Source organism: Vibrio sp. B1FIG11, assembly GCF_905175335.1.
Lineage (GTDB): Bacteria > Pseudomonadota > Gammaproteobacteria > Enterobacterales > Vibrionaceae > Vibrio > Vibrio campbellii.
This window is the reverse complement of the sequence record NZ_HG992752.1, coordinates 86,302-112,149: the sequence shown is the minus strand read 5'-3', so window position 1 is coordinate 112,149 and position 25,848 is coordinate 86,302. Positions and strand designations below refer to the sequence as shown.

Sequence of the window (25,848 nt, the reverse complement as noted above, 5' to 3'; positions counted from 1 at the left end):
TAAATTTCTCTTAACCTTTAACAGCGCCTGATGTCAGACCGCTAATCATCTGTTTCGAAGCAAATAAGTAAGTAGTTACTAACGGGAGAATAGAGATAGTAGTACCTAGCATCACCGCCCCCCATGGCGTATTTGGAATGCCCTGCACGCTTCGCAGTGCCTGAGTAATCACGTAGTTCTCTGGCGTCGTCAGTACTACCAATGGTTGCATGAACATGTTCCAGAAGAAGACGAACTGCACGATAGCAAGCGTCGCGAGCGCCGGTTTCATCAGTGGCAATACCACGCTCCAGTAAGTTCGGAATTCACCTGCGCCATCTAGCTTCGCCGCTTCTAACAGCTCTTTCGGAATCGATGCCACCACGTGCTGACGCATCAAGAAAATACCAAATGGCGTGGTGGTGAATGGTAGCCAAACCGCTAAGTGGTTATCGAGCAAACCAAGGAACTTCACGATCATAAAGTAAGGGATCAGGCTCAATACTGGTGGAATCATCATCGAGCCAACCAACATACCAAACAGCACGTTTTTGCCTTTGAACTTGTACACCGCAAACGCGTAACCACCCATGCTGCAAAACAGTAATGAAATCGTGGAGCCTAGGAACGCGATGTAGATGGAGTTAAACATCGCCTGCCAGAACGGCATGATTTCCAGTAGCTTGGCGTAGTTAACCGCTAAGCTATCACCAATGGCAAAGCTGATGCCTGTGCCAAAAATTTCGGTACGGTCACGGGTTGAAAGTAACGCCGACCAAATGAACGGGAATACCGTCATGATGGCAGAAACAATCAATACGGAGCCGAGCATCACCATCAATACTTTGGTGAAGATCTCGATGCTGCGGTCGCTTGGACGCCAACGCTGCGCCGCAGGTAAAGTGTTAGTACTCATCTTATTGCTCCCCTAGACCTTTCTTACCGAAGAAGAAGAATTGAACCGCTGTACAGCCTGCAATCAAGGTAAAGAGCAGCCATGAAATTGCTGACGCTGTACCCATTTCTAACCATTCCCAACCCACTTTGTAGAGGTACATAGAGATGGTTAAGCCAGACTGACCCGTACCACCAGTACCGCGCGTCAGAACAAATGGTTCTTCGAACAACTGCAAGTTACCGATGATGGTCATGGTGACCGCAAAGAAGATGAATGGACGAATCATTGGTAGTGAAATGCTCCAGAATCGACGCCATGCGTTTGCACCGTCCATACGTGCCGCTTCTAGAATGTCCTTAGGAATCGTCATTAAGCCGGTGGTGTACAACACGATGTTGAAACCTGTGTATTTCCAGAACACCATGATGGCGATGGAAGGCTTAACCATGGTCGCGTCATCTAACCAACGGATTGGCTGGAAGTCATTCACCCAAGAGAATGCCCAACCAAACAAGGTGCTGTCTGCCAGTGCCATCAAGCTTTGGTTGATGATGCCCGAGTTTGGCGAGTACATGTTGAAGAAGATAAGCGACGCTGCCACCGTAGATGTGATGAACGGTAGGAAGTACGCCGATGTCAGCCAATGACGGAAACGGTCACCCAGCGACACCAAGATGTACGCCACAGGTAAAGCAACTAAGTGCTGAGCCACGCCTGATGTGATCGCTAGCCAAAGCGTGTTTTTCAGTGAGCGCCACAGCCACGGGTCTGTCAGTGCAATGTGGTAGTTTTCGAACCCCACATAGTCCATTGCCCCCAAACCCTCGACTGGGTTCCACTCATGAAAAGAAAGAAAAATAGAAAACAGCAACGGAAAAATTCCGAATACTGAAAAGATAATCAAAAACGGCAATAGGAATCCATACGGTGTAAGCGCTTTCAAATTTAGACGAGAAAAAATGCTCTCACGCTGTGATGTTTCCATAACCTTGCTCGCTGCCTGATTCATAGTAACGACCTCTTACCTAGAAGGGGGACATGCCCCCTCCTTGCCTTAAGTATTGGCAAAAATTACAGATTACGCGTACGACGTTTAATCATGCGCTCTGCTTCTTTAAGCGCAGTCTTAATGTCTTTACCTTCATCCAGCACTTCCATCAGTGCATTCTCTAGGATGATAGAACGAGCAACGTGATCGCCTTTCGCTGGTGCCACTGGCTTGATGTTCTGCGCCACTTCAGCAAACAATAGACGCGCTTGCTGACCACCTAGGAATTCGATTTTCTCTTCGAACATTGGGTCGTCGTAAGTCGTGGTGTTCGCAGGGAATGCTGCAATGGTTTCGAAGTGTTTAAGCTGAATTTCACGCTTGGTTGTCATGTATTCAATTAGCTTCCACGCTTCATCTTGGTGCTTAGATTGGGTTGGAATCGATAGGAATGAGCCGCCCCAGCTTCCGTAAATACCATCAGGAAGGCTAGACACGCCCCAGCTGCCTGCTGTTTCTGGAGCAATCCAGTTGTTTAGGTGACCAAGTAGCCAAGCACCAGAAAGCTGAGTCGCAAATGTGCCGTTACGGAAGCCTTCGTACCATTCGTTTGACCACGCTAGAATGCGACCGTCCAAGCCTTTGTCACGGATCTCTTTTGCCACTTCGAACGCGTGCACAAATCGCTCAGAAGTCACGACTGGGTTGCCGTCTTTGTCGAAGTACAGACCTTCACCTTCAGGAACTGTGGTGAAGATGATCGCTTGTGCCACATCCGCTGCCGAAGCAATCAGTTGAACATTTTGCTGCTTAAGTTTTTCACCTGCTGCAATGTAAGAATCCCAATCCTTGATCGCTTCGTTAACATCAATGCCCGCTTTTTCGAAAATGTCTGTGCGGTAGTACATAACGCCAGGACCTAGATCGACAGGCATGCCGTACACATCACCGTCGGCACCTTTGCCTTGCGCCCATGCGTAAGGAGCAAAGCTTTCTGCGTACTTATCAGCGCCATAATTTTCAGACAGATTTACCAGACCGCCCGACGCCACGAATGGGCCAATCTTTTCTACATCAACAACAATCACATCACCTGCACCAGAGCCCGTCGCCAAGTTGGTTGTCAGCTTCGTATGGTGGTCACCGTGGTTGTTCATTAGGTAATCAACCTTAATGCCGGTCTCTTTCTCGAAATCTGGCAACAGCACTTTTAAGCTGCTATCGAAGTCAGGAAAACCATCGAAGCGGATTTTAGTTTCATCGGCAGCGTTTACCGTTGCAGCAACGCCAAGTGCAGCCGTCATGGCAAGCGTCAAAGTTTTGAGTTTCATGTTGTTGTCCTTAATTATTGTTCTAGAGAGTATTGAGTTCCTTGACCGAACTTCTTGGCACTAGGGTAGGAGTGAGTTTGAAGTTCACATCACGTTTGTTCTTGTTCAGCGCTTGGATGACAAGTTGTACCGCCTCTGCGCTCATCTGTTCTATCGGGAAGTTAACCGTGGTAAGGGCTGGCGTGAGATAGCGAGCAAACAAGATGTCATCAAATCCTACGAGAGAGATTTGCTCTGGCACCTGCATACCTTCTGCTTTCAAGACTTCATAAGCACCAAACGCCATGTGATCATTACAAGCAAACACTGCAGTGAAACCGCTTTCACGCTTAAGCAATTTGCGCATCGCACTGATACCAGATTCTTCTGTAAAACCGGCCTCGGACACTAACGCTTCGTCATACGCAATTTCCGCTTCTTCAAGAGCCTTGCGGTAACCTTGTAGACGCCCCCGTGCGTCAGATCTGTCCAGAGGTCCGGTAATACATGCAATGTTACGATGCCCCATTCGCAACAAGTATTCAGTCGCCATTCGGCCACCAAATTCGTTATCGATCTCGATACAGCTATGAGCCATTTCAGGGATGTATCGGTTAACCAGCACTACTGGAATCCCTTTGTTATCGAGGTCGATCAGATAATCATCAGAAAGGCTTTGTGTGTGCAGAATCATCGCATCAACACGGCGACCAAGCAGAAACTCAACCGATTCTCGCTGGCTTTGTTCGGTATTCGAGCCCGCCGTCACTATCACGTGATAACCCATGCGGCGTAAGCGCTCTTCAATGCTATGTAAGATGCCCGAATAAAATGGGCCACCTAATTCAGGAACGATAATGCCAATACTGCCCGTACGGCTGGAGGCTAATGCCTGTGCAATAGAGTTTGGACGATATCCTAACTCTTTGATCGCTTTTTCGACTTTAAGCTTTTTGTCGTGACTAACGCGGCAAGTGCCGTTAATGACTCTAGAAACGGTCGCTTGAGAAACGCCAGCGTATTCAGACACATCTTTAATCGTCGCCACATCAACCTCTTTAATGACTCCACATCGCAAGTTTCAAATACTCCGAAACCGCTTTCATGGACGCATTATTCAATATCCAGTAGATGGTTAGCGTGAGTGAGTTCACAACAAGTTTGGGGCTAAATTGAGTAATTTGGTAAAGAATGAGGCTACTTGCAGTTTTCTTTTCATCCATGAAACTGTTTCATGAATAAAGTAGGACGGTTTTCAGCCTCCTTGTACTCATGCGGTTCAAGCCGATCTCAAGCCTCTCAAAACAAAAAAATAACCATATCAATATTGAGACTATGGTGTGTTTGCATCTTGCTTTTATAAAAAACACTTGAACGAAGTGCATATTTGTATCAAATTTCGACACCTAACATTTTCGCTTTGCTAGACTGGTATGCGGCTTAATGCAAACCAAAACAAAAACTTAAAAATCAATAACATAGTGGATTTCAAAAAATGAAAAATAAAGGTTTTACTCTTATTGAACTGGTTGTAGTGATAGTCATACTAGGGATCCTAGCCGTTGTTGCCGCACCAAGGTTTTTAGGATTACAAAGTGATGCCCGCGCAGCAGTTTTAGAGGGGGTTGAAGGGACTCTTCGCCCTGCATTTGAGACGTTTGCAGCGAAAACCGAGATGCCAAGTGCTGAAATTGTTATCGAGAGAGATATTCGTTACCTAGTATTAGGCGATGAAAAAGTGCGAATCAACGCAGGTAATAATTGGCCAGCATTTATCGAATTGAACCCTCAAGAAGCACTCGATCAGTTCAAAGCGGTCATTAATATCGACGCAACATTACCTGAGGACGAAAACGGAGAGTTTTCATTTATGCAGGATTTTGATGGCGGTTTCTTTTTGTATCCAAAAAACGCCGAGTTATCAGATGAAACCTTTACGACCTTTAACAAGTGCTACGTAAGGTACGTCTCTATGTCAACATCCGGCTCTGGTCGACCTGCCCAAATCTTCGTTGAAACAGACGATTGTTAAACACGCGCTGTTAGCATTAAAAAAGCCTCCGCGAGGGAGGCAAAAATATAAGGGTTAAGAGATGAATGGATGGTAAACACCTGATACTTCTGCCTTAAGTGTTTACCATCTTTACATGGACAGTAGTTAACTAGGTGTGGCTTACCACCACGCTTCGAACATTGCACCGACCGTTACTGTGTCAACATCAGTTGCAATCTTCTCACCAGTCACAGAATCAAAACCTGTGTACTCGTTATCTGCATTACCCACTGTTGCGTAGAAACGCAGCATTGGACGGGACCAAGTTTCAGGACCGATAGCCATGTTTTGCGATAGCGTCATTTTCCAAGAGCTATTCGTTGCATCGATGTCATCGTAATCAACCACGCTATAGCCTGCTTCTAGCCACGTAGAGTGGATATCGTTCCATTGGTAAGTCGGGCGCACAATCGCGTTGTAGTTTACGCGACTTTCATCCCCTTCCACTTCCAAAGATTGGTACGCCGCTAAATATTGAATGCCCGCTTTGTCAGTGATTGACGTGCTACCATCAAAGCTCACTAATAGTGCGGTTTGATCTTCTGCTAAATCAAACACACTGTCTTTCGCGTTGTCAGAGTAACGAACAATCAAACGCTGGCCCGCAGCAGATAGTTCACCTGCCACTTGGTAAGCGGTCACATCACCAACGTCTTCGTCTTTCAGCTTATCAGAGGCAAAACCGTAGTTGGCGTAAATGCTCAAGTCAGCAGATTCGCCAAGCTTGATACCGTGTAATTTGCTGGTCAGCGCATAGCGGCCGTTATCGCCAACCATATCGCCTTCCACTTGGCCGACTGCACTAAAATCAAACTTCACACCGCCTAGATCTAGGTTATAGAAACCACCACCTTGACCATCGTGCATCATCCAAAAGTAGTCATTTAGGTCTGTTTGAGGACGTTGGTGGAAATCACGACCAGCCCACACATACAAATCAGGCTGGGATTCAAACAAGTTCGCAGCACCGGCGTACATCTTCTTCACGTTTACGCCGCCATCGTCAGCCCATGAAGCGTCTGCCCAATGATCTAACATGAATACCAAATCCCAAATCGCACCACCGTCGCTCTTGAACGCTTTTGCTAACTGGAATTCGCCGCCGTTTTGTTCGTTACCTAAACGACCTGTAGCATTTGAGTTCAACGCACCTGCCGTTCCAACTGTTAATGCATCGCTACCTTGATAACCCGCACCATAACGAGCGTAACCAGAGAATACGATACCCAACGGTACTTCCGTTTCTGCAGATAACACTGCTGGTTGCTGGTCGTATACATAGCCAGTTTCCAGCTTCGTTTCCAGTTCTTGGAGACGTTTTTCTAATGCCTCAACATCGGCATCAGCAGCAAAAGAAGGTAAAGAAGCAAGCGAAGCGGCCACCGCAATAGAGAGAGGTAAAACTTTAAAGCTTTTCATGTGATATCCCTAAAATTTGTATGTATTGTTATCTCGAAGGGAATATTAAGGAATGAAAGCATTGAAAAGCCGCTACGGCTTCACACCGCAATGGTGAAGAAAATGACATGAAACAACGCATGAAACAAAAAGAGAGTTTTACTCATTAAAAACATAAAGATAGAAAATCATGATTTTCTAGCATGATTTGAAATCGCTTTCATTTCACAGAATTGTTTAATTGCTATCACGTTAATTTGTCCTAAGAACGTGCTGTTCAATCACAAATAAATGAAACATTTCATGATTCTGAAAGATTTCATAACTCGTAAATTTCTTACAAATTCAATCACTCACATAAATAACAAACATGCTTCATATCACAAATAAGGACTTTGCTATTCCATCTAATACTTAATTACGACCTAGAATAAGCATCAGATAAGTCTAAAGTAGGGATACACAATGTCGAAATTGGCCGGAGCACGCCTAGAGGAAATGGCGGATATCCGATCGACAAGAAAGAAAAAGATCGTTTTTCTCTGTTCTAGCATCGCCACTGCATTTCTAACCTATGGCTCTGTGCTGCACTATCTTGAAGGCAACTGGGGGCTCAGCTTACTCATCGGAGTATGTGCGTTGGCATGTTTAACCATCAGCTACCTGATCAAAGTACGTGGTCACCACCAATACGCTGATTTGTTGCTCACAGGCGTATTGATGTTCGATGGGCTGTTGCTGCTCCTATATAGCGATGCGCCCTCCGGTCGATTACTTTGGCTCTATCCGATTGTGGCTGCCATCATCTTGATTAACGAGTTCAAGGTCGGTCTGCTGTTTAGCGTGACATATTCTCTCATCATCTTTTTCGATTTGACCTTTTTAGAGAGTGTACCCACCGCCAGTGAAATGACCGAACGCCGCTTTATGTTCACCCTTGTGGCCATTTGTTTTGTCTGCCATACCTTCTCTTACTACTACTCCAAGGTCGTGAACTACATCCAAACGCTTTATCGTGAAGGCATTGAGGAACTGGCATACCTAGACCAATTAACGGGGCTCGCTAACCGTTGGAGCTTTGAGACTTGGGCGCGCGCGAAACTGGAAGAGTTAGATCAAACTCAGAATAATACGGTCACTGCACTGGTTTTCCTCGATATTGATAACTTTAAGCACATCAATGACAACTACGGCCATGATGTGGGCGATCGCGTTTTAAAACACTTTGCGACTCGCTTGAAAAACAATATTCGCAACAAAGACCGAAAGACGGACAAACACGATTATTCGATCGCTCGCTTTGCGGGAGATGAGTTTGTGTTGATGCTTTATGATGTGCGCTGCAAGAAGGACTTAGATAATATCCTTGATCGTATTGTAAACCTGTTTCAGAAAGGCTATCAGACGGAAGACAATATCAATGAGTTGACCATGAGTGTGGGAGCTGCAATTTATGGCCAAGATGCTAAGGATTTATCTGAGCTCACTCGCTGTGCAGACAAAGCCATGTACGCCGCAAAGCATACTGGCAAAAACCAGTATGCTTATTACGAACATTGCTCAAATGCAGAAGAGTTACGCCATCAAAGGCATTCGTTGGTTGGCGGAATGGGCAATGTGACTTCATTACAACGAGATGCCAGCTTGTAAGAGTGAATCACTCGAACATGGCTCAGGAATACATATACATCGCCCATAAACCGACAAGCAAAAACGTGATAAGCCAGATCACTTGGCCAATTTTTCTTGGTTTATCATCTCGTGGGACAAGAACAGGCTTAAGTGCGCGCTCTTTCATCTTTCCAACTAAGCTGCTTTCAATGGCTCGCTTATAAAAAGCACGGCGCTTTTGAGCCGCATTAGCCACTTTAGTAAAGCGATGTCTTTGCTCTGTTGTAAACTCCGTCGCCTCATAGCGAGGAGGGAGATCTGAATGTTTACGTTGTACTGCCATCACTTCCTCCTTGAACGATGGGTGTCTCTGTACTAAGTATATACAAACTTCAGGCTTGCGTCCTAAAAACCGTTAAAACTTAATAACATATAAACAAAGAGTTCCCTTAGGTTTACTGGCTTAAACCACCACACTCGGTTTTATTGTCGATTACTTGAACGATTGCCGCTCGAGACTCCGTAGCCTGAGTGTATTTAACACACAGCTCAGCATAGTTAGCATAACCAAAGTAAATGGTTAGCTCTGTATTCGACGTTTTATGTGCCCAATCAGAAGCTAAGCCACTGACGACAAAGTTAAGGTCTTCTATTGTTGCTTTTGGAAAGCCGTAAGCGACATTGATAAAACGAGTATTATTTGAGTCAAAATCGATGCGAGCCTCCGGAAGAGATTCCAAACCTTCGATAGAAGCTTTTCCGTAAACAATATCAGCACCACTTTTAAGACTAGCGTTTAGCCCAATAATAGATGCTGATTTCGCATCTTCTTGCAGGCCTAAAAAACGCGGAGCGGCAATAGCACCAATGACGCCAAGTATTACTATAACAATGATGAGCTCAATGAGAGTAAAACCCTTATTTCTCATACTACAATTCTCACACCGAACATAAGCACCAAAGCGCATTCAAAAATAAATGCACCAACACCATAATTTTATCAGATCTATTGATGATTGTAGAAGTTTAATACTTGTATAAATTTGAAATTACAATAACTTTCATTTTAGCTAGCAACATTTACAACATAAATAATATCGATGGTTTACAGGAGCAACATTAATTCTTATGCCAACCATTTCTAACTACCCACTAAATATTATTTACGACAAAGATTTTGACCTGTCGATGATTGGAGATAGTCATGCTTTCCAACTTGTAATGTCTGCTTTCGTTAGTGTGGTCAACGTGCAAGCCCTCACTTAGCTTGCCAGAGAGAAATGGAATAACACCTCCCCAAGTAAATGTTTGCTCACTAGCAGACACAGAACTTGAAAACGCCAATACGCATACTAACGCGCTCTTTTTAGCAAAATTGCTCATAACAAAGCCCCCACTTTGAAAAGCGGCGATATTACTCTTGTAATGCAATTTATTTAATAAGACTGCACTCATCGTTTTTCATCTGATGAGAATGCGCTGCTTTTTTCATCTGAGATCAGGCTGGTGAATTCACAGAGCATAGAAATAAAAAAACTACCCATCGAGGGTAGCTCTTGTAAACACGTGTTATGTAAGAGCGACTAACCGAAACGAACCGTAACGTGCCTTCCTTGCTCAATTACGATTTCATCATATTGCCAATGATGCTTGTGACAGATTTTTTCCACCAAAATAAGCCCTAACCCAAAACCAGTGTGCTCGCTGACTTCGCCACAGTTGTAGCAAACGTTGATGATGCTTATCTGCTCTCCGGTTTGCTTAATGATCACCCGACCACTGTCTGTATGCTGAAAAGCGTTTCGTACAAGGTTGCTAATGACCAACTTACACATACCTTCAAAGTTTAAGTGGGTTGTGCCCTCAACGTTAATTTCGACGACAATGTCTTTACCTTCCAATAAATAGCGTAATTCATTCACAACCGTTTCAGCTAAAAACCCTAATGATACTTCTGTCTTCACTAGGTCATTAGATTTCTCTCGATTTAACCATAATAAGGTTTCGCAGAGATCGGACATACTCAAACTGTTATTTTCAATTCTCTCAATATTCTTATATAAGCGCTCTTTCGGTAAGTCCTTTTCCATCATTTTGCGCATGAGCTCTGAATTAGACCGGATTACGGCAATAGGCGTTCTAAGCTCATGACTCGCGTAACGAATAAAATCGCGCTCTTTGCGCACGCTTTTGTACACAGCAGCCAAAGAAGAAGACAGTACTTTTGCTAGCAGGTTAAGCTCTTGAAATTTAAAGTCAGGAATATTGTTCTTATTCGACCGATCTCTGCCATGCAGCACCCAGTCTTTGAGCTCCTCTATTGGTTTAGCCACTTTGCGAATGATATAGAGTAAGCCAAATGAAAAAATCAACATTAAGACGAATATTAGCGCTAGCGTATACTTGATGTATTGCTCCAAGTTGAGATCCAAGCTATCAGCAAAATCATCCAGTGCAGCGTCGTTAATTTTAATCCCAACTAATCGCTCCGAATCACCGGCTTGGAACTTACCAAGGAAAAGCTTAATCTCCGTATAATTCCCCTTTTTGCTTTTCACATTGATGCTTTTTTGCTTAACCTCGCCATGAACAAGTTCTTCAATATCGAAGTTAAGCTGGAAAACGAGTGGTAAATCATACCATTTAGAGGCGATGTAAAACGGTCGGTCAACCACGAGCATGCCGTCTTGAGGCGCTTCCGTTTCCGCCTTAATTTGCATGATCCCCTTGGTAACAATTTCCATACCTGTATACAAGTTATAAGTACTGTAGGAACCAATAAGGATTGAAAATAAGATACCGACAATAATAGCGATAGCAATAACGTAATGTTTAATACTCTCTCTTACTTTCACTTTACACACCTAAATAGAATTGAAGCGCCCAAACACACAAGGCAAGAATTATGTTTATTGTCGGAAATTGTCCCTACTATTTCAATGCTGAAATATTTCACAAATAGCAATAGAGCGAAGTGAAGCGCTCCTACAATCAAGTCAATTCTACTACTCTTACTCAAAGGTCCATCAAGTTGACATAAAAAAGCCCTACAAAAGTAGGGCTTAGTAAGCTATACACCGAATTGGGCACAAATAACGCCTCGGTTTTCTCCTAGTTTCTCATACATACTGAAATGAGAGTTGGTCAATTCTTCCTCACCAAAGTACATTTCGTAAATATGGTATTTTTTAGGTGAATCTTTAGTCAGGTAGCTTTTAAATGGTAGTTCGCTCAACCGATTGTTCGCGTACAAATAGTCATAAACAGCACCATAATCCAGACGGATACCAAGAACCGTATTTGGTCCTTGGTTAGCGCAAAGATTACGAACGCCCCAACCATCCGCATTTTTGTCCAAAGAGTCAGGTGATAAAACTAAATAACGAGTCCCACGAATGTTATAAACCAATGGTGGAGCTAGCGTCAGATAATCAAATCTTAGCGTCGTCAAATACGTCGAATCTTGATCCCAGACCTGCAGGTGAACCGGTGTTTTCGGCGTGCCGTTAAACTGCACATCGATGGTATTTTTGCCTTCTACATTCAAATGCTTCACCGTGACATCCAGCTCACTACTACTCGAAAACCTGAACTTCATATTAGAAACATCAGTTCGTTCCGTTTTGGACTGCAAAGTAAGACGAATTAACCCTTTGCCAATAATGTCATAATCAACAAGCATGTCAGCACTCGTGAGACTAGGAATCTGGTGAACATCAAAACCTAACGTAGGTACATATTGCCTCTTGAGAATTTCTGATAAACCATAAGTCCAACCACTTGCATGACTAAAACCATGTGCGTGCATCGTCTCGTGGAACAAAGTATTCATTGGTAACGCACGATAAGCCCCATGGTTAACATCCACATACTCTTCCCAAATCGACGCCCACCCATCTCCTGGCGAATTCATAAGAGATAGATCAGGGCTCGATCCCTTAGCGGTACCCTCAGCAATATAAATATTACGCATAGATTCCAGCTTTAATCTATGGCCAGGCTGACCTGCTAGCAAATAAGTACGTCGCGCATAAGGCAGCCCATTAGGGTTGGCCTCTGTGTACCCCTTACATTCTGAGTAGGTATCACATTCTCTCTCAAAGAAGTCTTCCGTAAGATCTAAGAATGACACCCTATTAAAGATTTCGTACGTATAGCCTAGGAATCTATCGAACGTATCTCGCTCCGGCCCTAATCGAGGTGAGCCAAAACATTTTTTTTGTTTTATCCGTACAAGGATTCGGGTTTGCACCCAAAATGGCTTTAAGATCAAACATGTTTTTCAAGTTAACATATTTTAAGCCCGTCAATGACTCATCCGTCAGTGTCAACTTTGCTTTGCTGTATGGCTGAACCTCCTTATCCAACTGGAATAGGGCTAAATGTTCCGCACCGTCATAGCTCACACTAAGCTCTGCAACAGGCATTGGCGTATTATTCACTAAATACCATGCCCCTTCTTGATAAGCGAAAGTGACATCATGAAATCTGTACGCAACAGGGACTTCAAGTTTAGTTTCGCTCTCAACATTGCCATAAACGACACCCGCTTGAGGCAATGTCATCGGAGTTTCAAATGTCGCGTCAAACGTACCAAAAATGTCAGTTTGAAGTAACTTACCTTCCGTACTCAGAACAACTGATTGAAGTGTACTTAGGCCATCGTCACTCGCGCTGACTTCAAGTTCAACATCGCCAAGACTCTCTTCCGTTACCACACCGTCAATCCAACCCGTCTTACTATCAATCGATAGCCAACTCGGCGCATTTTGGATCGAGTAATTGATCTCATCACCATCTTGGTCTGTCGCTTTGATTTGGAAATGATACTCATCGCCCACTACTGCGGTTGGTAGTTTCACCACTTCCCATACTGGCGCATGGTTGATCAGGTCTGGGTCGACAGGCGTCATTGCCAACGCGACATTCAGGTTCACTTCACTCTTTGCGGTTAAACTGCCGTCAGAAACCAACACGTTGAAGGTATATTTGCCTTCGTCTTCTGTTTGGGGTGAAAATGACATTAATCCTGCTGCATCCATCGCCACCCAACTTGGTTGGCCTTCTAACGCATACGTCAGCGCATCACCATTTTTATCCGTCGCAACCACTTGGTATTCGCCAGTTTTACCTGTCACTAACTGAACAACAGGAATAGATGCAATCTCAGGGATATTGTTGATCAGGTCTGGGTCAACGGGTGTCATCGCCAACGCCACATCTACAGTCACATTGCGAATCGTCGTCAAACTGCCATCTGATACCAACACTTTGAAAGTGTGTACACCTTCATGCTCCGTCGCAGGCTTGAATGACAACAAACCTGATTTATCGATCGAGATCCAATCCGGATGACCTTCCAATGTAAACGTCAGCGCATCGCCATCTTTGTCAAAAGCAACCACCTGCTGTTGAGACGCTTTACCTGTCACGAGTTTCAGCTCAGGTAAGACTTCCACTTCTGGTGCGTTATTAATCAAACCAGGCTCTACCGGCGTCATGGCAAGTGCCACTTTTGTCGTCACAACGCGAGTAGTGGTTAAGCTACCATCAGAAACTAAGACGTTAAACGTGTAAGTGCCTTCGTCCGTCGTTTTCGGTGAGAACGAGAGGCTTCCTGATTGACTAATGGTTGCCCATTCAGGTTGCCCTTCTAACATATACGTTAACGCGTCTCCGTTCTTATCCGACGCGATCACTTGGTGTTGACCGGGTTTACCCGTTACCAAATTGATCTGAGGGATCTCACTTACCGTTGGCGCATGATTCACTAAACCCGGCTCAACTGGCGTCATCGCGAGTGCCACTTTAGTGCGAACCACTTGTTTCGCCGTCAGACTGCCATCTGAAACTAATACGGTGAATTGATGCTGCCCTTCATGTTGTGTTTGGGGTTTGAAGTTCAACTGGCCGGTTGGACTGATTGATACCCAACTTGGTTGGCCGCTCAATGAGTATGTCAATACATCGCCATTTTTATCGCTGGCTTTCACCTTGTAGAAGCCGTTGCGTCCAGTCACCAAGCTGATTTCTGGTACCGCTTCAATCACTGGAGCATTATTAATTAAGTCAGGGTCAACAGGTGTCATACCCAAAGCAACATCAACAGCCATTGGTTTTTGCGTAATGTTCACACCATCCGATACCAAAACAAGGTAGGTATGGCTACCAACATTGTCAGTTTTGGGTTTAAATGTGATCACCCCTTTCTGGTCAATAGAAATCCATTCAGGGTGCCCACTGAGTGAGAACTGAAGTTCGTCGCTTTCTTTGTCAAAAGCTTCAACTTGAACACTTTCAACTTGGTTAGTGATTAGCTCAAGTTCTGGTAGATCTTCAACCACTGGAGCTTCGTTATCTGACTCTGGAATCGAAGGCAGCTCAACGCTAATAGAAACTACAGCTTCTTTTGCTACAAAACCATCAGATACGATCACTTTAAATTGATAGTCACCAATATCTTTTTCGGATGGAGAAACCGTCAACAAACCATCAATACTGACGCTAGCCCAAGCTGGCTGACCACTTAATGAAAATGCCAGTTTGTCGCCGTCATTATCATTCGCGTGAATTTTTGAAGTTGTTGATGTACCTATAATGGCCGTAATTTTTTCCAATCCTTGAAAATTAGGCTCTTCATTATTCTGAACAGTAGTGTTTTCTGAGTTACACCCCATTAATGAGAGACTAATACATGCTCCTATAAAGAACTTATTCATATGGTGACTATTTATTATGCTGGTTGACAGGAATGACTGACGTAAAAAAAAGGATAACGACTGAGCTGTTCGTTATCCTATAAACAACAATTTTTAAATCTAATAACCTATTTACGTGTTATTTTTGTCTTCTAATTCTTCAACTAACTAGATTGTCGCATTAACGTAAATAGAAGCTTGAACCATCACGTTTTGACCGGCTTCTAAACCTAGTGAAGCAGGTGCAGGCTCACCCATAGTTAGATCCATAATTGACACATCAATTGGAAGTCCATCTGTCACAGGAGTATTCCAACCTGAGTAGTGTGGAAGTCCATTAAATGTAACACCGAAGTAAGTTGTGTCGTGATCTTTGCTGATACCACCGTTAGAAACCACAACATTACCTAAGCTGTAAGTGTAGTTTTTAACTACCGACTTATCCGCTGTTTTCACTACATCAAATGTAATTACTGACGCATCTTTCAAAATGATACCTGCCGGAGTGTTCGAGAACTCTAAAATACCATCTGTAAATGCTGTTGAACCTACTTGGCGAATTTCAATGCCGTTAGATACTTCTTGAGCTGGGATTGCACCTGCCCATTGAAAGTTTGCAGTCGCGTCAGCAGCCATCGCAGAAGCTGAGCTCAATGCACCCATAACCGCTAGAGTAGCAATTGTTTTTTTCATAACTTTACCTATTTATACTCTTTTTCAAATCTTAAAGTGGGGGATGCTATTAAAGCGACTTTAGATATGAAAAATTTATTTAAAAGGGATTGAATAACGAAAGTTCGTTATTCATCCGGTTTTATCTGATAACAAGGTAATAATAGCTACTCAAGGGTTAACGCGAGGTTAATGTCAAATAAATGACGACACAACATTTTTGTCGACACGACAAATCAAAGCTAAAGCTTGATTGCTAAACGCCCAATTAGATGTGTTTATCTCTATTTTTTGTACGAATAATAAAAAAGGGTGCCATAAACTTGGCACCCTTTTAGAAAATCATCGATAACTTTTATGGTTCTTCATTGAGAGAGAACCCAACACCCTTAATAGTATGAATTAGCTTTTTCTCATAGTTTCCATCCAAAGCACTACGTAGCTTAAACATATGCACCTTAAGGCTATTCGTCTCCGGCTGGGCATCTCCCCAAACCGTTTGAATAATATACTCTCGACTTACTGGTTTTGGGCTAGAGCGTAATAATACTTCTAAGATTGAAAATCCTGTCGGTGAAACTTTAATAACATCATCATTACGACAAACGGTTTTCTCAGTTAAATTAACCGTTAATTCTCCAAGCTTGAATATTGAAACCTCTCCGCTTCTTCTTCTTGAGAGAACCTTGACTCGCATTAGAAGCTCCTCAAAGGCGAAAGGTTTCGTCATATAATCGTCAGCTCCTGACTCGAAGCCAACCAGCTTATCCTCTAGTTTATCTTTGGCAGTCAACATGATTATCGGGACATCATTGCCCTGCTCTCGAAGAACTCGGCTAAACTCGAGACCACTCATTTTAGGTAAGTTAAGGTCCAACACGATCACGTGGTATTGAGTCTGCTTCACCAACTCCAATGCCGCAAGACCATTTAAGGCATGATCACAACATATCCCTTCTAATTCAAAGTGTTCTACTGTCGTTTGGGCTAGTTCAATGTTGTCCTCAACAAATAAAATTTGAAGTGAATATGAAGTTTTCACGTTTTATCCTCAGTTAGTTTGGAGGGGAGTAGTGTCAACATCCCCCAATATCAAGCGGAAAATGTTACTCTTGTACATATGCAATCAGACTTATTAGACAAAAGTCAAATGATGATTAAAATTATGCTTACTCGCCTCAAAGTTTACTCAATATTAAGAGAAGAATATATAGCAAAATCTTATGGTTTAAACTTAATAAAAATAACTTAAAGTAAGGCTATACACTCTATCAAGCATGGTAGAGTTCATAATCAAAGGGAGCAGAAGAATGTAATTACATTCTTCTCAAAAAGTACCATACTAAAAAGAAACACTATCTAAGTAACTAATTTTACTTTCATGGATTACTAATTCAAAATGGAATTATTTTTTAACTTAACAAAGCTCCTCTGAAAAAGTCTTAGTATCTATTTATTCGATTAATTTATTTACTTTTTTTCTCTTTATTAAGTTTGTGGATTATAATACTTTTAAAGTATAAAAACTTAAACATAGAGAAAAAACAGTGAAGGCGAAGTGCTTGCTCATTTCATCAACCGCTCTCGTGAGTTTGTACATCATATCTAATCATATTCTAGAATCAAACTCTCAATGGTCAGAGTTAAACGAAAGTATCAATTTTAAGAATATAAAAAGTATTGATGATCTTAGTACAGTAAAAACAATTATCAGTAAAGGTTGTAAAAAGTGCCACTCACCAATAACTAGAAAGGCTATTAATAATAATTATCCTTTACTCCATGACGTTGTAGGAAGAGAAATAACAACTGGTATCAAGTCATTTCAAATTGATCCATTGATAGTATCAGTAACAAATAACAGCCCCTTACCAAATAGCTATTTAAATAGATTGGAAAGTGTGATCATAGATGGTTCAATGCCACCGCTGACTTTTGAGGTGCTTCATCCAAGTTCAATTATCACTGCGAAAGAAAAGACGCAGCTACTGAATTGGATAAATAGCAAGAAGCAGCAAAATAGAAATGGCTACTTTTTAAGGCAAGATGTCAAAAATGATGGTCTATTACCTAACCTAGAAAACAAACCTCTTTCTAGTGATAAAGTAAAACTTGGGTCTCTGCTTTTTAATGATAAACAGCTATCGAAAAACAGTACTTTTGCTTGCTCATCTTGTCATGACACACAATATGGAAATATTACTCTAAAAACAGATTACCTTGGTCAAGATGTAGACAGGTCGACTATCAATAGTCCCACCGTTTTTAACTCTGTTTTTAAGCACTATTCTTTTTGGAACACAACAGAACGAAAGGCGAGACATGCTTTAGAAGCATATGCATTTAGTCCTTATAGCAGAGGAAACAGCTCGATTAAAAATGTGGAAAAAAAAGATCTCCAAAAACTCTAGATTATCGGGCCTATTTAGAATGGTATATGGAGGAAATATAACAACCGATAACATTTATAACTCGATTCTCCAGTTTGATTGTTCGGTCCGAAAAAAAGTCAGCCGCTTCGATCGATTTCTTACCAGTGACAAAACTGCGTTAACTCCAGAAGAAAAAGAAGGGTATCAGCTTTTTAAAAAGTACAAGTGCCATACTTGTCACGCCGGAAGCAGGATTGGAGAAGAAACGGCCGAAGTCATGGGGTTGAAGAAGGAATATTTTCACAATAGAGATAAGGAAATAAGTCAAGTAGATTTAGGTTTATATACTGTTACAGGTAGAGAGTATGATAAATATCGATTTAAAGTACCTTCGTTGCGAAACATCGAACTTACTGCTCCTTATTTTCATGATGGCAATGTAAAAACACTCGAACAGGCAGTTTACGATATGGCGGAGTATCAAGTTGGTGTTAGTCTTTCTCATAAAGAGGTTCAAGCGATTACTTATTACCTTAAGTCACTGACAAACATCAACTAATCAAATAAAGGTGTCGTTAAGAGTGATGTTAGCGATACCTTTCCATTAGCACAAAAAAAAGCCAGCTATTAAGCTGGCTTTTTATTTATTTGCTTGCTGATCGGATTTATTGAGCAATAATTTGAAACTCAGGGATAGAGACTTCGACCCTACGGTTTTTAACTCTTCCATCTTCGGAGTGGTTACTGGCTACCGGATCAAGTTCACCTTTAGAAGTCAACGAAATCTGGTCAGCTTTCACTCCCTTGCTTTCAAGATATTTGGCAATGGATTGGGCTCGTCTTTTTGCTAACTTCTCATTGTATTGGCTCGCGCCTCGATCATCGGTAAAACCAACAATCTCAACTTGTGACTGAGGGAAATTTTCGAGTAACTTTTGAATCTCAAGTAACTTGTGTTCCGACTCTTGAGATACCTTGGTCGAATCAAAACCGAAGTAAATAACTTGTGTTAAGCCTTCATGTTTTAGCTCTACTTTTGTTGCTGCCACTTCTTCTTTTGGCTCTACGATATCTTGGTGGCTTTCAACATTTTCTACCACTGCTTGATTTTGCTCACCAAATTGGTAAGAAATACCGAAAGAGAAGTTGTTAAAGCTCATGTCTTCGATGTAGATATCCGACATTTTCTCAAACCGTTGATATTCAGCCCTAAGCTTGAGGTTTTGCGTGAGCGCATACTCTGCACCTGCGCTTGCCGTAGCTACTACATCATTTTCCTCTTCAGCAATCATGTAAGCCGCACCGATTTTTGTAAATAGTGCCAAGTTATCCGTTAATGAGTAACTAAACTTTGGCGCTAAGCTTATTGCTAGTACGTCGGTGGTTAAGACATCAGTAAAATGAAGGGAGCGTTTCTTACTCGTTGTATGATGGCCCAAATAATCAACACCATACTCAACTGCCACATTGTCATTGTACTGATACCCTAGGTAAGCACCTAAAGAAGCTGAATCTTTATCACATTGAAATTCTGAAGCACAATCGCTATCAACTTGGGAGTAACCTAATTTGCTTCCGATATAAAAATCGGATACCGAAGCTGCATTCACCATCGAAGTGCCAAGAGTGAACGCAACTACCACTGCTAATTTTTTCATTATTGTCTCAATATCTACTGCTATTCCGGCTTCAAACTTATAGTCCGGCTTCAAAAACCAAAACAAATGCGCCTTGGTACACATCACTTTCTAGCTCACTCAACTTTTTATCTTTGTATGAGACATTTAGGTGCATGGTTTGCTCTTGCTTAGTCCCATTGTTGAGCTTGGCTACGTTGGATATATTGTCGATTTTGGCTACGCCATTTTGGATGAACTGATTATTGTTCTGACACTCTATACAAGTGACATCGTACAAAATTTCAGTGGACCCACCTTTCTGGGGCTTTAATCGATAAATACCATCAGTATCTGAACTACGTTTTAGGCCAACAGATACACCATTTGGAAACACACCTCTCGCTCTAATGGTGTACTCCGTTTTACCGGAGACATATTCACCCGAGTAGTTCGGCTCTAGGATGTCAGAGCCCGTGACATCAATTGAAGCGAGCGTCGCCGCGGTATATTCAATACGAACAGTTAATGGCACCGTAAGCATCGCTTTTTGCCAACGACCATTCACCTCTTGCTGGTATGGAACGTTGATATTCATCGTTCCTGTGTATATACCACTTGGCTTGTCTTTAAATGCATCATTGATATCAAAATCAACAATCGGGCTATAACTCACAAATGGCTTAGTTGAGTCATAAAACCAAAATGACTTGGTTCCATAACCATAACCTAAAGTGGTCACACGGTTGCCACTAAGGAAACGAGTTGTAGCCGTTGAACCAGAGCGATCTGAAAAGCCATCCAAGCGCGTCAACTGATACCACATCCCTTGAACAGTAACCAAAATTTCTGCACTGCTCTCTCCACTTTTCAGTTTCAAAAGGCGAGGTTTTTGGTAGCTCGAATCAGGGCTACTTGGTACTACAGAAGTAACGACTTGAGACACTGTGGATGGCTCAGGATTATTTGGTAGCCAATAATCTAATATTGGGTCGGCATCCCACTGAATTTGCTCACCAACAACCAACTTACCACTAATTTCAGCTGCCGTAGCACTCCACGGTAACGCCAGAGCAATGATTAAACCAATAGAACGAAAGAACATATTTCACCTACTTTGAAAGTTTTGCTCCGACGGGAAGAGAAATCGTATCTTTGTACTTATATTCATGAGTCGAGAATGTAACCTTCATCGGTTTGTTCTGCATCACATCTGCTAAAGGTACATTGAGATCACGTCCTGACAATACGTAAACCACATCCGTACATTGCTTTCTTTCTACCCCAGTAGCAGTGGCAGAACATGTGTCCAAATGCGCTCTTAAATATGTCTTACCATTATTTTTGATTTGTAACTTGTCGCCATTACTTTTGATATCAAATGCAATTGGTTGGTCTTCTTCTGCAGGCACAATAACTACTGGGGCAAAACCAATCGCGACTTGCATTGTGCTTTGCTCCTTTTCGCCATTAGGGAAGTAAGGTGTCGGAACAAATGTAAACTGGTAAATATGATCTTGATCTGTTTTACTTTTTACTTTTGGTTCGTAACTAAATTGAAAGTCTTTTTTCAATCCAGGCTCTATAACCGCTCTCGCAGGACGAGCATTCATCGACCACTGATTAATATTTTCACGTGTGTATGGCGTTTTAACCAATTGACCATTCTTAATTTCAATATCGCTGATTGCAATTTGAATAAACTGACGGTATTCCGCTGTATTGGTTACTGTGAATTTACCAACACCGTTTTTTGTAAACCCAATCATTGAGTCAATTGCAATACCACTAGCGCTAGCAGCACTAGGTGCGAGACACGCTGCCATCAATGCATAAGAAATTAATTTTTTCATTACTACCTCACACTAAATAATTCATTAACGTTAATCGTATCTAGAATTGCATATGCTTCTAGACTTTCTAAGAGCGAACGTTGGGCAGTCGTGTACCTGTCTGTATAGTTCACATATAAATATCGAGCGCTACCAACCTCAATAGATTTCGTTTTTAAACCTACTTTTGAAATTTGGCCTACTATTGTTTCGACTTCTTCAACAGATTCGTATTTTCCGATATAAACTAAGTTTTCAGTTGAGTTTGAAGAACCATGGTTATTAACCAAGCTTCCTGTCTCTTCTAAACCACCCAGGCAATACGCTTGAATATAACTTTGTCCAATAAGTGATTCATCGTAAACACAAAGTGTTTTCTCTGAAACTAATTTAAATGGTTGATTATTTCTGTAGTTCACACGAAATACGCCATCTTCGGATAAAGTTTCAACATCTTTACAACCATCACCAATGCAGTTTACAAACTTCACTGGTTGACCGTTCATATCGTTAAGAACAAATATTTGGCTTTGTAATTGAATCACCTTACTATTTAGAGGAAAGAAGGTACCAGGTCTTACAAAGTGTTTTTCTCTGTTATTTTCAATTTCCAAATTATAAGAGTCAGCATCTAACTCAAGTTCCATATCGCTGTATGGTGTCAACTCGATGAGATCATTCTGCCCTACTGAAACATTATCTCTATAAGAGAATGACCCATCTTTACTTAGGTTTACCGACATAACGGTATCGTCTTTTAATTGCCCTTCGACTTGCGGTTCCAAAGCAATAAATGACTTACCTCTTTTGTAAGTACTATGAACACCCTGTGCAGAAATAACCTGCGTTGTTGTCAAATTACCAGATAAGTTTCTTTCACCAGTATCGCTTGCATAACCATGCGTGCTGTAACCTAGATAACGACTATGACCATTCACACTCGCGGAAACTTCTGATTCAACGTTATTCTGACCAATCTTTGCGCCTGCCGTCGCCGAAACATTTACATCATCGTATGATTTGCTATACGTCACGCTGCTTTGGCTGTACTCCAATCCTTCTTCGTCAAAATACATACCCGTGCGGCCCGTAGTATCTTCACCAAGCGGCATCGACCAAGTAATATTAGTGCTCCAAGAGTCCTGATGATCGCCATAAACCATGTAAGAGCTATTGATACTCAAAGTACCTTTGAAAATATCTCGTGACCAGTTGGCATTGATACTGTCATTCTCAAACTCACCCGTTTCATTTTTCTCATTGGCAGCGTAATAACTTAAGTAAGCTGTGCCACCAAAAAGGTCACCGGTTACGCCAACGTTCCACTCCGTAGACTCTTTTTTGTCTAATAGTAGCGCTGCAAAATCACCTTCCGCATCGAGCGTATTCGTATATGTCCCAGAAACGAAAAATGGACTGTAAGATACTGATGCAAAGTGATTCATTGCTCCTGAAGAAAAGAACGAACTGTTCACTTGGGTCGTTAAGCGTTCATCAAACGCCCAGTTAGCACCAATTTGGAACTGAGTATCATCTTGGCTCACAGAGACGCCACCGCCAAGTAGTAAGCTTTCATTAAGGCGAGTAGTGCCACTCAGGCGCCCGTAATACCGACTATCATCATTAATTTCATCATCAAATCGAGCAGACTTATTATTGATATCTTCTAGATAGCCCACTTGAGCACGATAATCGTAATCACCAACAGCCAGATCGAAGTCTTTGGTATTAACAACATTTCGCTCTTCTGTTAATACATCTTCGTTTCCGCGCTTAACTTTAATGACAATGTTGTATATTCCGTAGGGCAACTCATCGTATGTAATAACGTTTTGTCCCTGTGCGACAAAACGGCTCACTAGAACTCGGTCACCACGATACACTTCTAATTGACCAGATTCTGGCGAATAAAAGTTAATTTTCTGATGAGTACTATTACTTCCCTTGAGAAGGTTTTTGCTCGTACCCAGCGTCGCAGCATAGCCAGAAAGATCCAGACCATAATCGAGGAAGTCTGTCGAGTTAAGCGCTTTTTGATTTTGATCTTGATAGCCCACGATTGCACGATGATTTTTCACGTTAACATCGTAGACTGCTTCATAAACATCAAGATCATCATTGTCTTGACTGTACTGTGTTTCAGCAGATATATGGCCAGCGGGTAAACCCCAAACTAAATTGTTATTTAGGTTAAAATAATCTTGCCCTTGACCATTTACACTAAAGTATAAATCTGAAGATACAATCAGTGCTTTGTTTTCTTTTATTGTCTCGTGGTATTCATTTTTTTCATTTTTAACCATGAGCATATCTGATGATACAAACAGCTTTAATAATTTCTTATCAAAATCGAATGTATATTCAGCGGTACCCGCTTTATCTTCCGGGATACAGACTGAGATAAGAGACTGACAACCTGGATTAGCAGCAACCCCTTGTGTCAATGTCGAGAAAATATTATCAATCGACTTTTCAGTTAATCCGCGCTCTATTAAGTAGCTTCTGAGCTTTCGCTGATTATCTTTATTTTCAATTAGCTTAAAACTGTCATAGGTTACGAGCCCTTTAATTTTGCTTGTTTTTTGTTCACCAGCGATAGCAACTTCAACGGTTTCTTTCTTTTCGGTAAAAAAGTCTGCAAATTCTAATGGGTAGCGATCATTCGCATATGAGGCGAAACTCATGGTAATGAGTAACGAACATAAATTCTTTTTCATCACAATATAATCTCCGCTTCAATAGTCACTGTTCCAGAGCATGTTTGCTCTTGATCCATTTGCTCTATTTCCTCAGGAAATGAAATATTTAATCGATGTTCACGCTCGTGGACTGCCGGGAATACTTTTACTGACTTACCGGAAGAAAATCCTTCTCCATCAAGTTGCAAATCAACAGTAAAGGTCTCGTTATTCTCTTTTTTAAGAGAACACATATGGTTCGATTTAATAAGCTTTAAGTTGTAGCTAATGTTTTCATCCGTTGAGGATTTAACAGTAAATGGGATATTAATATCCTCAAGTACTTTTTTATCTTTCAAATAACTGGTTGTGAAATTCAGGTTTCTGGTACTAATTTCAACGCCACCAGAGTTTTTTGAAATATCAATCGTAGTTGTTGGGTTAAATTTATGATAAATCTGATTAGCGTTTACATCATGAGCAGAAGAAAAAGCTAATAATAAAACTGTTAATTTTGATAGATATTTATACATAGCGAGATAACCCAAATAGAATATTGCACCCATGTTTATGGGTGCAAAAGTAATTACTATTTAATTAGATGATTAAATAGTTGCGTTTACAGAAACAAGTGCTTGAACAAGTACGTTTTGACCTGCTTTTAGACCTTCATCTGCTGGTGCAACGCCATCTTTTTGAGTCATTACGTTTAGGTTTGTTGGTGCGCCAGTACTAGTCACGTTACCAGTGAAACCAACTTTCTGTGCAACACCGTTTACACCAATCGCAAAGTACGATTTGTTGTAATCGTTTGTAATACCACCATTAGAAACACGCATGCTTTCTAGTGTGTATGAGTAGCTACCAACTTTAGTTTTGTCTTCCGACTTAACAACATCAAATGCAATAACAGAAGAGTCTACTAGGCGAATACCTTCAGCTTTGTTAGAGAACTCAAGGATACCATCGTTGAATGCTGTAGAACCCGCTTGGCGGATCTCGATGCCATTTGAAACTTCAAGAGCAGGGATAACACCAGCCCATTGGAAGTTTGCTGTTGCAGATGACTCAGCAGCCATTGCAGCGCCAGAAGCTAGAGCAGAAAATACAGCTAGAGTTGCGATTGTTTTTTTCATCGTATTTTACCTTGTAAATTATATGTTGAGCTTTTGATTAATAAATAATCACGTTAAAATTTTATTTAAGTACTTAATATTGATATTTAGCTAAGAAACGCATCGAATAAATATCATCATGATAATTATTAACACCAAATAAACCTTGATAACCTGCATCAATAGTCCATTTTTCATTTAGCCTATATTCAATGCCTAAGTTAATTAGAGGTCTTATTCCAGTATCGATATAGGCAATACCAGAACCCCAATATAAATTTGAACTCTGACCTAATGAATAATAATTCTTAAATCGAGAAAATATAGGTACTACACTTTCAGCGGATGTTGCTAAAGTATAATCTCCAATCCCAGCTTCTATCGAATATTCATCATTAATATGAATACCGACCAATAGCTCGAGCCCGAAGTAGTCCTTGCTGCCTTCACTACGTTTATCTGCTGAGTACGTTATTCCTAAACCGGAATAAGGTATCGCCTCATTATTCGCTAGTACCGAAAATGAATTAGCTAAAAGCAAACCGGAGAGGATTATCTTCTTTTTGAGCATAGCTATTTCTATCTGTTAATGATTAAACATTAATTAGGTATGTAATCTACACACCCT

The 25,848-nt window shown here is 41.5% G+C and carries 24 protein-coding genes; 4 read left to right on the top strand and 20 right to left on the bottom strand.

Going from position 1 to position 25,848, the window contains the following annotated elements; genetic code table 11:
• Positions 1 to 10: 10 nt before the first annotated feature.
• From KHO06_RS17345 to KHO06_RS17330, 4 genes are all read right to left on the bottom strand, one after another.
• A complete protein-coding gene (locus KHO06_RS17345; protein WP_212582994.1) occupies positions 11 to 895 on the bottom strand; it encodes a carbohydrate ABC transporter permease in 885 nt (294 codons plus the stop codon).
• Between the two features lies 1 nt (position 896).
• Entirely contained in the window at positions 897 to 1,886 is a 990-nt protein-coding gene (locus KHO06_RS17340; RefSeq protein ID WP_010453544.1) for a sugar ABC transporter permease, read from the bottom strand.
• 62 nt (positions 1,887 to 1,948) lie between these two features.
• On the bottom strand, positions 1,949 to 3,196 hold the full coding sequence (locus KHO06_RS17335) for an extracellular solute-binding protein (protein ID WP_212582993.1): 1,248 nt from the start codon (positions 3,194 to 3,196) through the stop codon (positions 1,949 to 1,951).
• Between the two features lie 22 nt (positions 3,197 to 3,218).
• Positions 3,219 to 4,223 carry a LacI family DNA-binding transcriptional regulator gene (locus KHO06_RS17330; RefSeq protein WP_012130281.1) on the bottom strand — a complete coding sequence of 335 codons (1,005 nt, stop codon included), beginning with the start codon at positions 4,221 to 4,223 and terminating at the stop codon, positions 3,219 to 3,221.
• 447 nt (positions 4,224 to 4,670) lie between these two features.
• Here KHO06_RS17330 and KHO06_RS26760 point away from each other — a divergent pair, with 447 nt between their 5' ends.
• The gene (locus KHO06_RS26760) at positions 4,671 to 5,207 is read left to right on the top strand and encodes a type II secretion system protein (protein ID WP_077262564.1); all 537 of its coding nucleotides are present in this window, start codon (positions 4,671 to 4,673) and stop codon (positions 5,205 to 5,207) included.
• Between the two features lie 141 nt (positions 5,208 to 5,348).
• Here the strand turns inward: KHO06_RS26760 and KHO06_RS17320 are convergent, their stop codons facing one another.
• Entirely contained in the window at positions 5,349 to 6,647 is a 1,299-nt protein-coding gene (locus KHO06_RS17320) for a carbohydrate porin (RefSeq protein WP_038888546.1), read from the bottom strand.
• Positions 6,648 to 7,091: 444 nt separating this feature from the next.
• On the opposite strand from KHO06_RS17320, the gene KHO06_RS17315 reads away from it, so the two are divergent.
• Positions 7,092 to 8,276 (top strand): GGDEF domain-containing protein, encoded by a 1,185-nt coding sequence (locus tag KHO06_RS17315; protein ID WP_005428331.1) that lies wholly within the window; start codon positions 7,092 to 7,094, stop codon positions 8,274 to 8,276.
• Between the two features lie 22 nt (positions 8,277 to 8,298).
• Here KHO06_RS17315 and KHO06_RS17310 read toward each other — a convergent pair whose 3' ends face one another.
• The 8 genes from KHO06_RS17310 to KHO06_RS17275 all read right to left on the bottom strand — a co-directional run bounded on the left by KHO06_RS17310 (position 8,299) and on the right by KHO06_RS17275 (position 16,649).
• Entirely contained in the window at positions 8,299 to 8,580 is a 282-nt protein-coding gene (locus tag KHO06_RS17310) for a hypothetical protein (RefSeq protein WP_005428352.1), read from the bottom strand.
• Positions 8,581 to 8,692: 112 nt separating this feature from the next.
• Entirely contained in the window at positions 8,693 to 9,166 is a 474-nt protein-coding gene (locus tag KHO06_RS17305; RefSeq protein WP_212582992.1) for a prepilin-type N-terminal cleavage/methylation domain-containing protein, read from the bottom strand.
• Between the two features lie 223 nt (positions 9,167 to 9,389).
• Complete coding sequence (locus KHO06_RS17300) at positions 9,390 to 9,692, bottom strand: hypothetical protein (protein WP_212582991.1); 303 nt, start codon at positions 9,690 to 9,692, stop codon at positions 9,390 to 9,392.
• Between the two features lie 128 nt (positions 9,693 to 9,820).
• Positions 9,821 to 11,092 (bottom strand): HAMP domain-containing sensor histidine kinase, encoded by a 1,272-nt coding sequence (locus KHO06_RS17295; protein ID WP_212582990.1) that lies wholly within the window; start codon positions 11,090 to 11,092, stop codon positions 9,821 to 9,823.
• 215 nt (positions 11,093 to 11,307) lie between these two features.
• The gene (locus KHO06_RS17290; protein ID WP_212582989.1) at positions 11,308 to 12,210 is read right to left on the bottom strand and encodes a hypothetical protein; all 903 of its coding nucleotides are present in this window, start codon (positions 12,208 to 12,210) and stop codon (positions 11,308 to 11,310) included.
• Between the two features lie 193 nt (positions 12,211 to 12,403).
• Positions 12,404 to 14,956, bottom strand: a complete 2,553-nt coding sequence (locus KHO06_RS17285) for a putative Ig domain-containing protein (RefSeq protein WP_212582988.1) — start codon at positions 14,954 to 14,956, stop codon at positions 12,404 to 12,406.
• A gap of 147 nt (positions 14,957 to 15,103) precedes the next feature.
• Positions 15,104 to 15,628: a hypothetical protein gene (locus KHO06_RS17280; protein WP_212582987.1), complete on the bottom strand. Its 525-nt coding sequence runs from the start codon at positions 15,626 to 15,628 to the stop codon at positions 15,104 to 15,106.
• Positions 15,629 to 15,962: 334 nt separating this feature from the next.
• Complete coding sequence (locus KHO06_RS17275) at positions 15,963 to 16,649, bottom strand: response regulator transcription factor (protein ID WP_212582986.1); 687 nt, start codon at positions 16,647 to 16,649, stop codon at positions 15,963 to 15,965.
• Positions 16,650 to 17,169: 520 nt separating this feature from the next.
• Here KHO06_RS17275 and KHO06_RS17270 point away from each other — a divergent pair.
• Together KHO06_RS17270 and KHO06_RS17265 are read left to right on the top strand one after the other, a co-directional pair.
• The gene (locus KHO06_RS17270) at positions 17,170 to 18,018 is read left to right on the top strand and encodes a cytochrome c peroxidase (protein ID WP_212582985.1); all 849 of its coding nucleotides are present in this window, start codon (positions 17,170 to 17,172) and stop codon (positions 18,016 to 18,018) included.
• Positions 17,987 to 18,538 carry a c-type cytochrome gene (locus tag KHO06_RS17265; RefSeq protein WP_212582984.1) on the top strand — a complete coding sequence of 184 codons (552 nt, stop codon included), beginning with the start codon at positions 17,987 to 17,989 and terminating at the stop codon, positions 18,536 to 18,538. The genes KHO06_RS17270 and KHO06_RS17265 overlap by 32 nt, the downstream gene beginning before the upstream one ends.
• A gap of 106 nt (positions 18,539 to 18,644) precedes the next feature.
• On the opposite strand, the gene KHO06_RS17260 is transcribed toward KHO06_RS17265, so the two are convergent.
• The 7 genes from KHO06_RS17260 to KHO06_RS17230 all read right to left on the bottom strand — a co-directional run bounded on the left by KHO06_RS17260 (position 18,645) and on the right by KHO06_RS17230 (position 25,791).
• Positions 18,645 to 19,721, bottom strand: coding sequence for an OmpA family protein (locus KHO06_RS17260; RefSeq protein ID WP_212582983.1), 1,077 nt, complete (start codon positions 19,719 to 19,721; stop codon positions 18,645 to 18,647).
• Positions 19,675 to 20,700, bottom strand: coding sequence for a hypothetical protein (locus KHO06_RS17255; RefSeq protein ID WP_212582982.1), 1,026 nt, complete (start codon positions 20,698 to 20,700; stop codon positions 19,675 to 19,677). The genes KHO06_RS17260 and KHO06_RS17255 overlap by 47 nt, the downstream gene beginning before the upstream one ends.
• A gap of 7 nt (positions 20,701 to 20,707) precedes the next feature.
• On the bottom strand, positions 20,708 to 21,448 hold the full coding sequence (locus KHO06_RS17250; protein ID WP_005428488.1) for a hypothetical protein: 741 nt from the start codon (positions 21,446 to 21,448) through the stop codon (positions 20,708 to 20,710).
• A gap of 2 nt (positions 21,449 to 21,450) precedes the next feature.
• Positions 21,451 to 24,144 carry a TcfC E-set like domain-containing protein gene (locus tag KHO06_RS17245; protein WP_244858468.1) on the bottom strand — a complete coding sequence of 898 codons (2,694 nt, stop codon included), beginning with the start codon at positions 24,142 to 24,144 and terminating at the stop codon, positions 21,451 to 21,453.
• Entirely contained in the window at positions 24,144 to 24,638 is a 495-nt protein-coding gene (locus KHO06_RS17240; RefSeq protein ID WP_005428493.1) for a hypothetical protein, read from the bottom strand. Before KHO06_RS17240 ends, KHO06_RS17245 begins: the two co-directional genes overlap by 1 nt.
• A 72-nt stretch (positions 24,639 to 24,710) precedes the next feature.
• On the bottom strand, positions 24,711 to 25,241 hold the full coding sequence (locus tag KHO06_RS17235; RefSeq protein ID WP_212582980.1) for a hypothetical protein: 531 nt from the start codon (positions 25,239 to 25,241) through the stop codon (positions 24,711 to 24,713).
• A gap of 73 nt (positions 25,242 to 25,314) precedes the next feature.
• Entirely contained in the window at positions 25,315 to 25,791 is a 477-nt protein-coding gene (locus tag KHO06_RS17230) for a hypothetical protein (RefSeq protein ID WP_212582979.1), read from the bottom strand.
• Between the last annotated feature and the right edge of the window lie 57 nt (positions 25,792 to 25,848).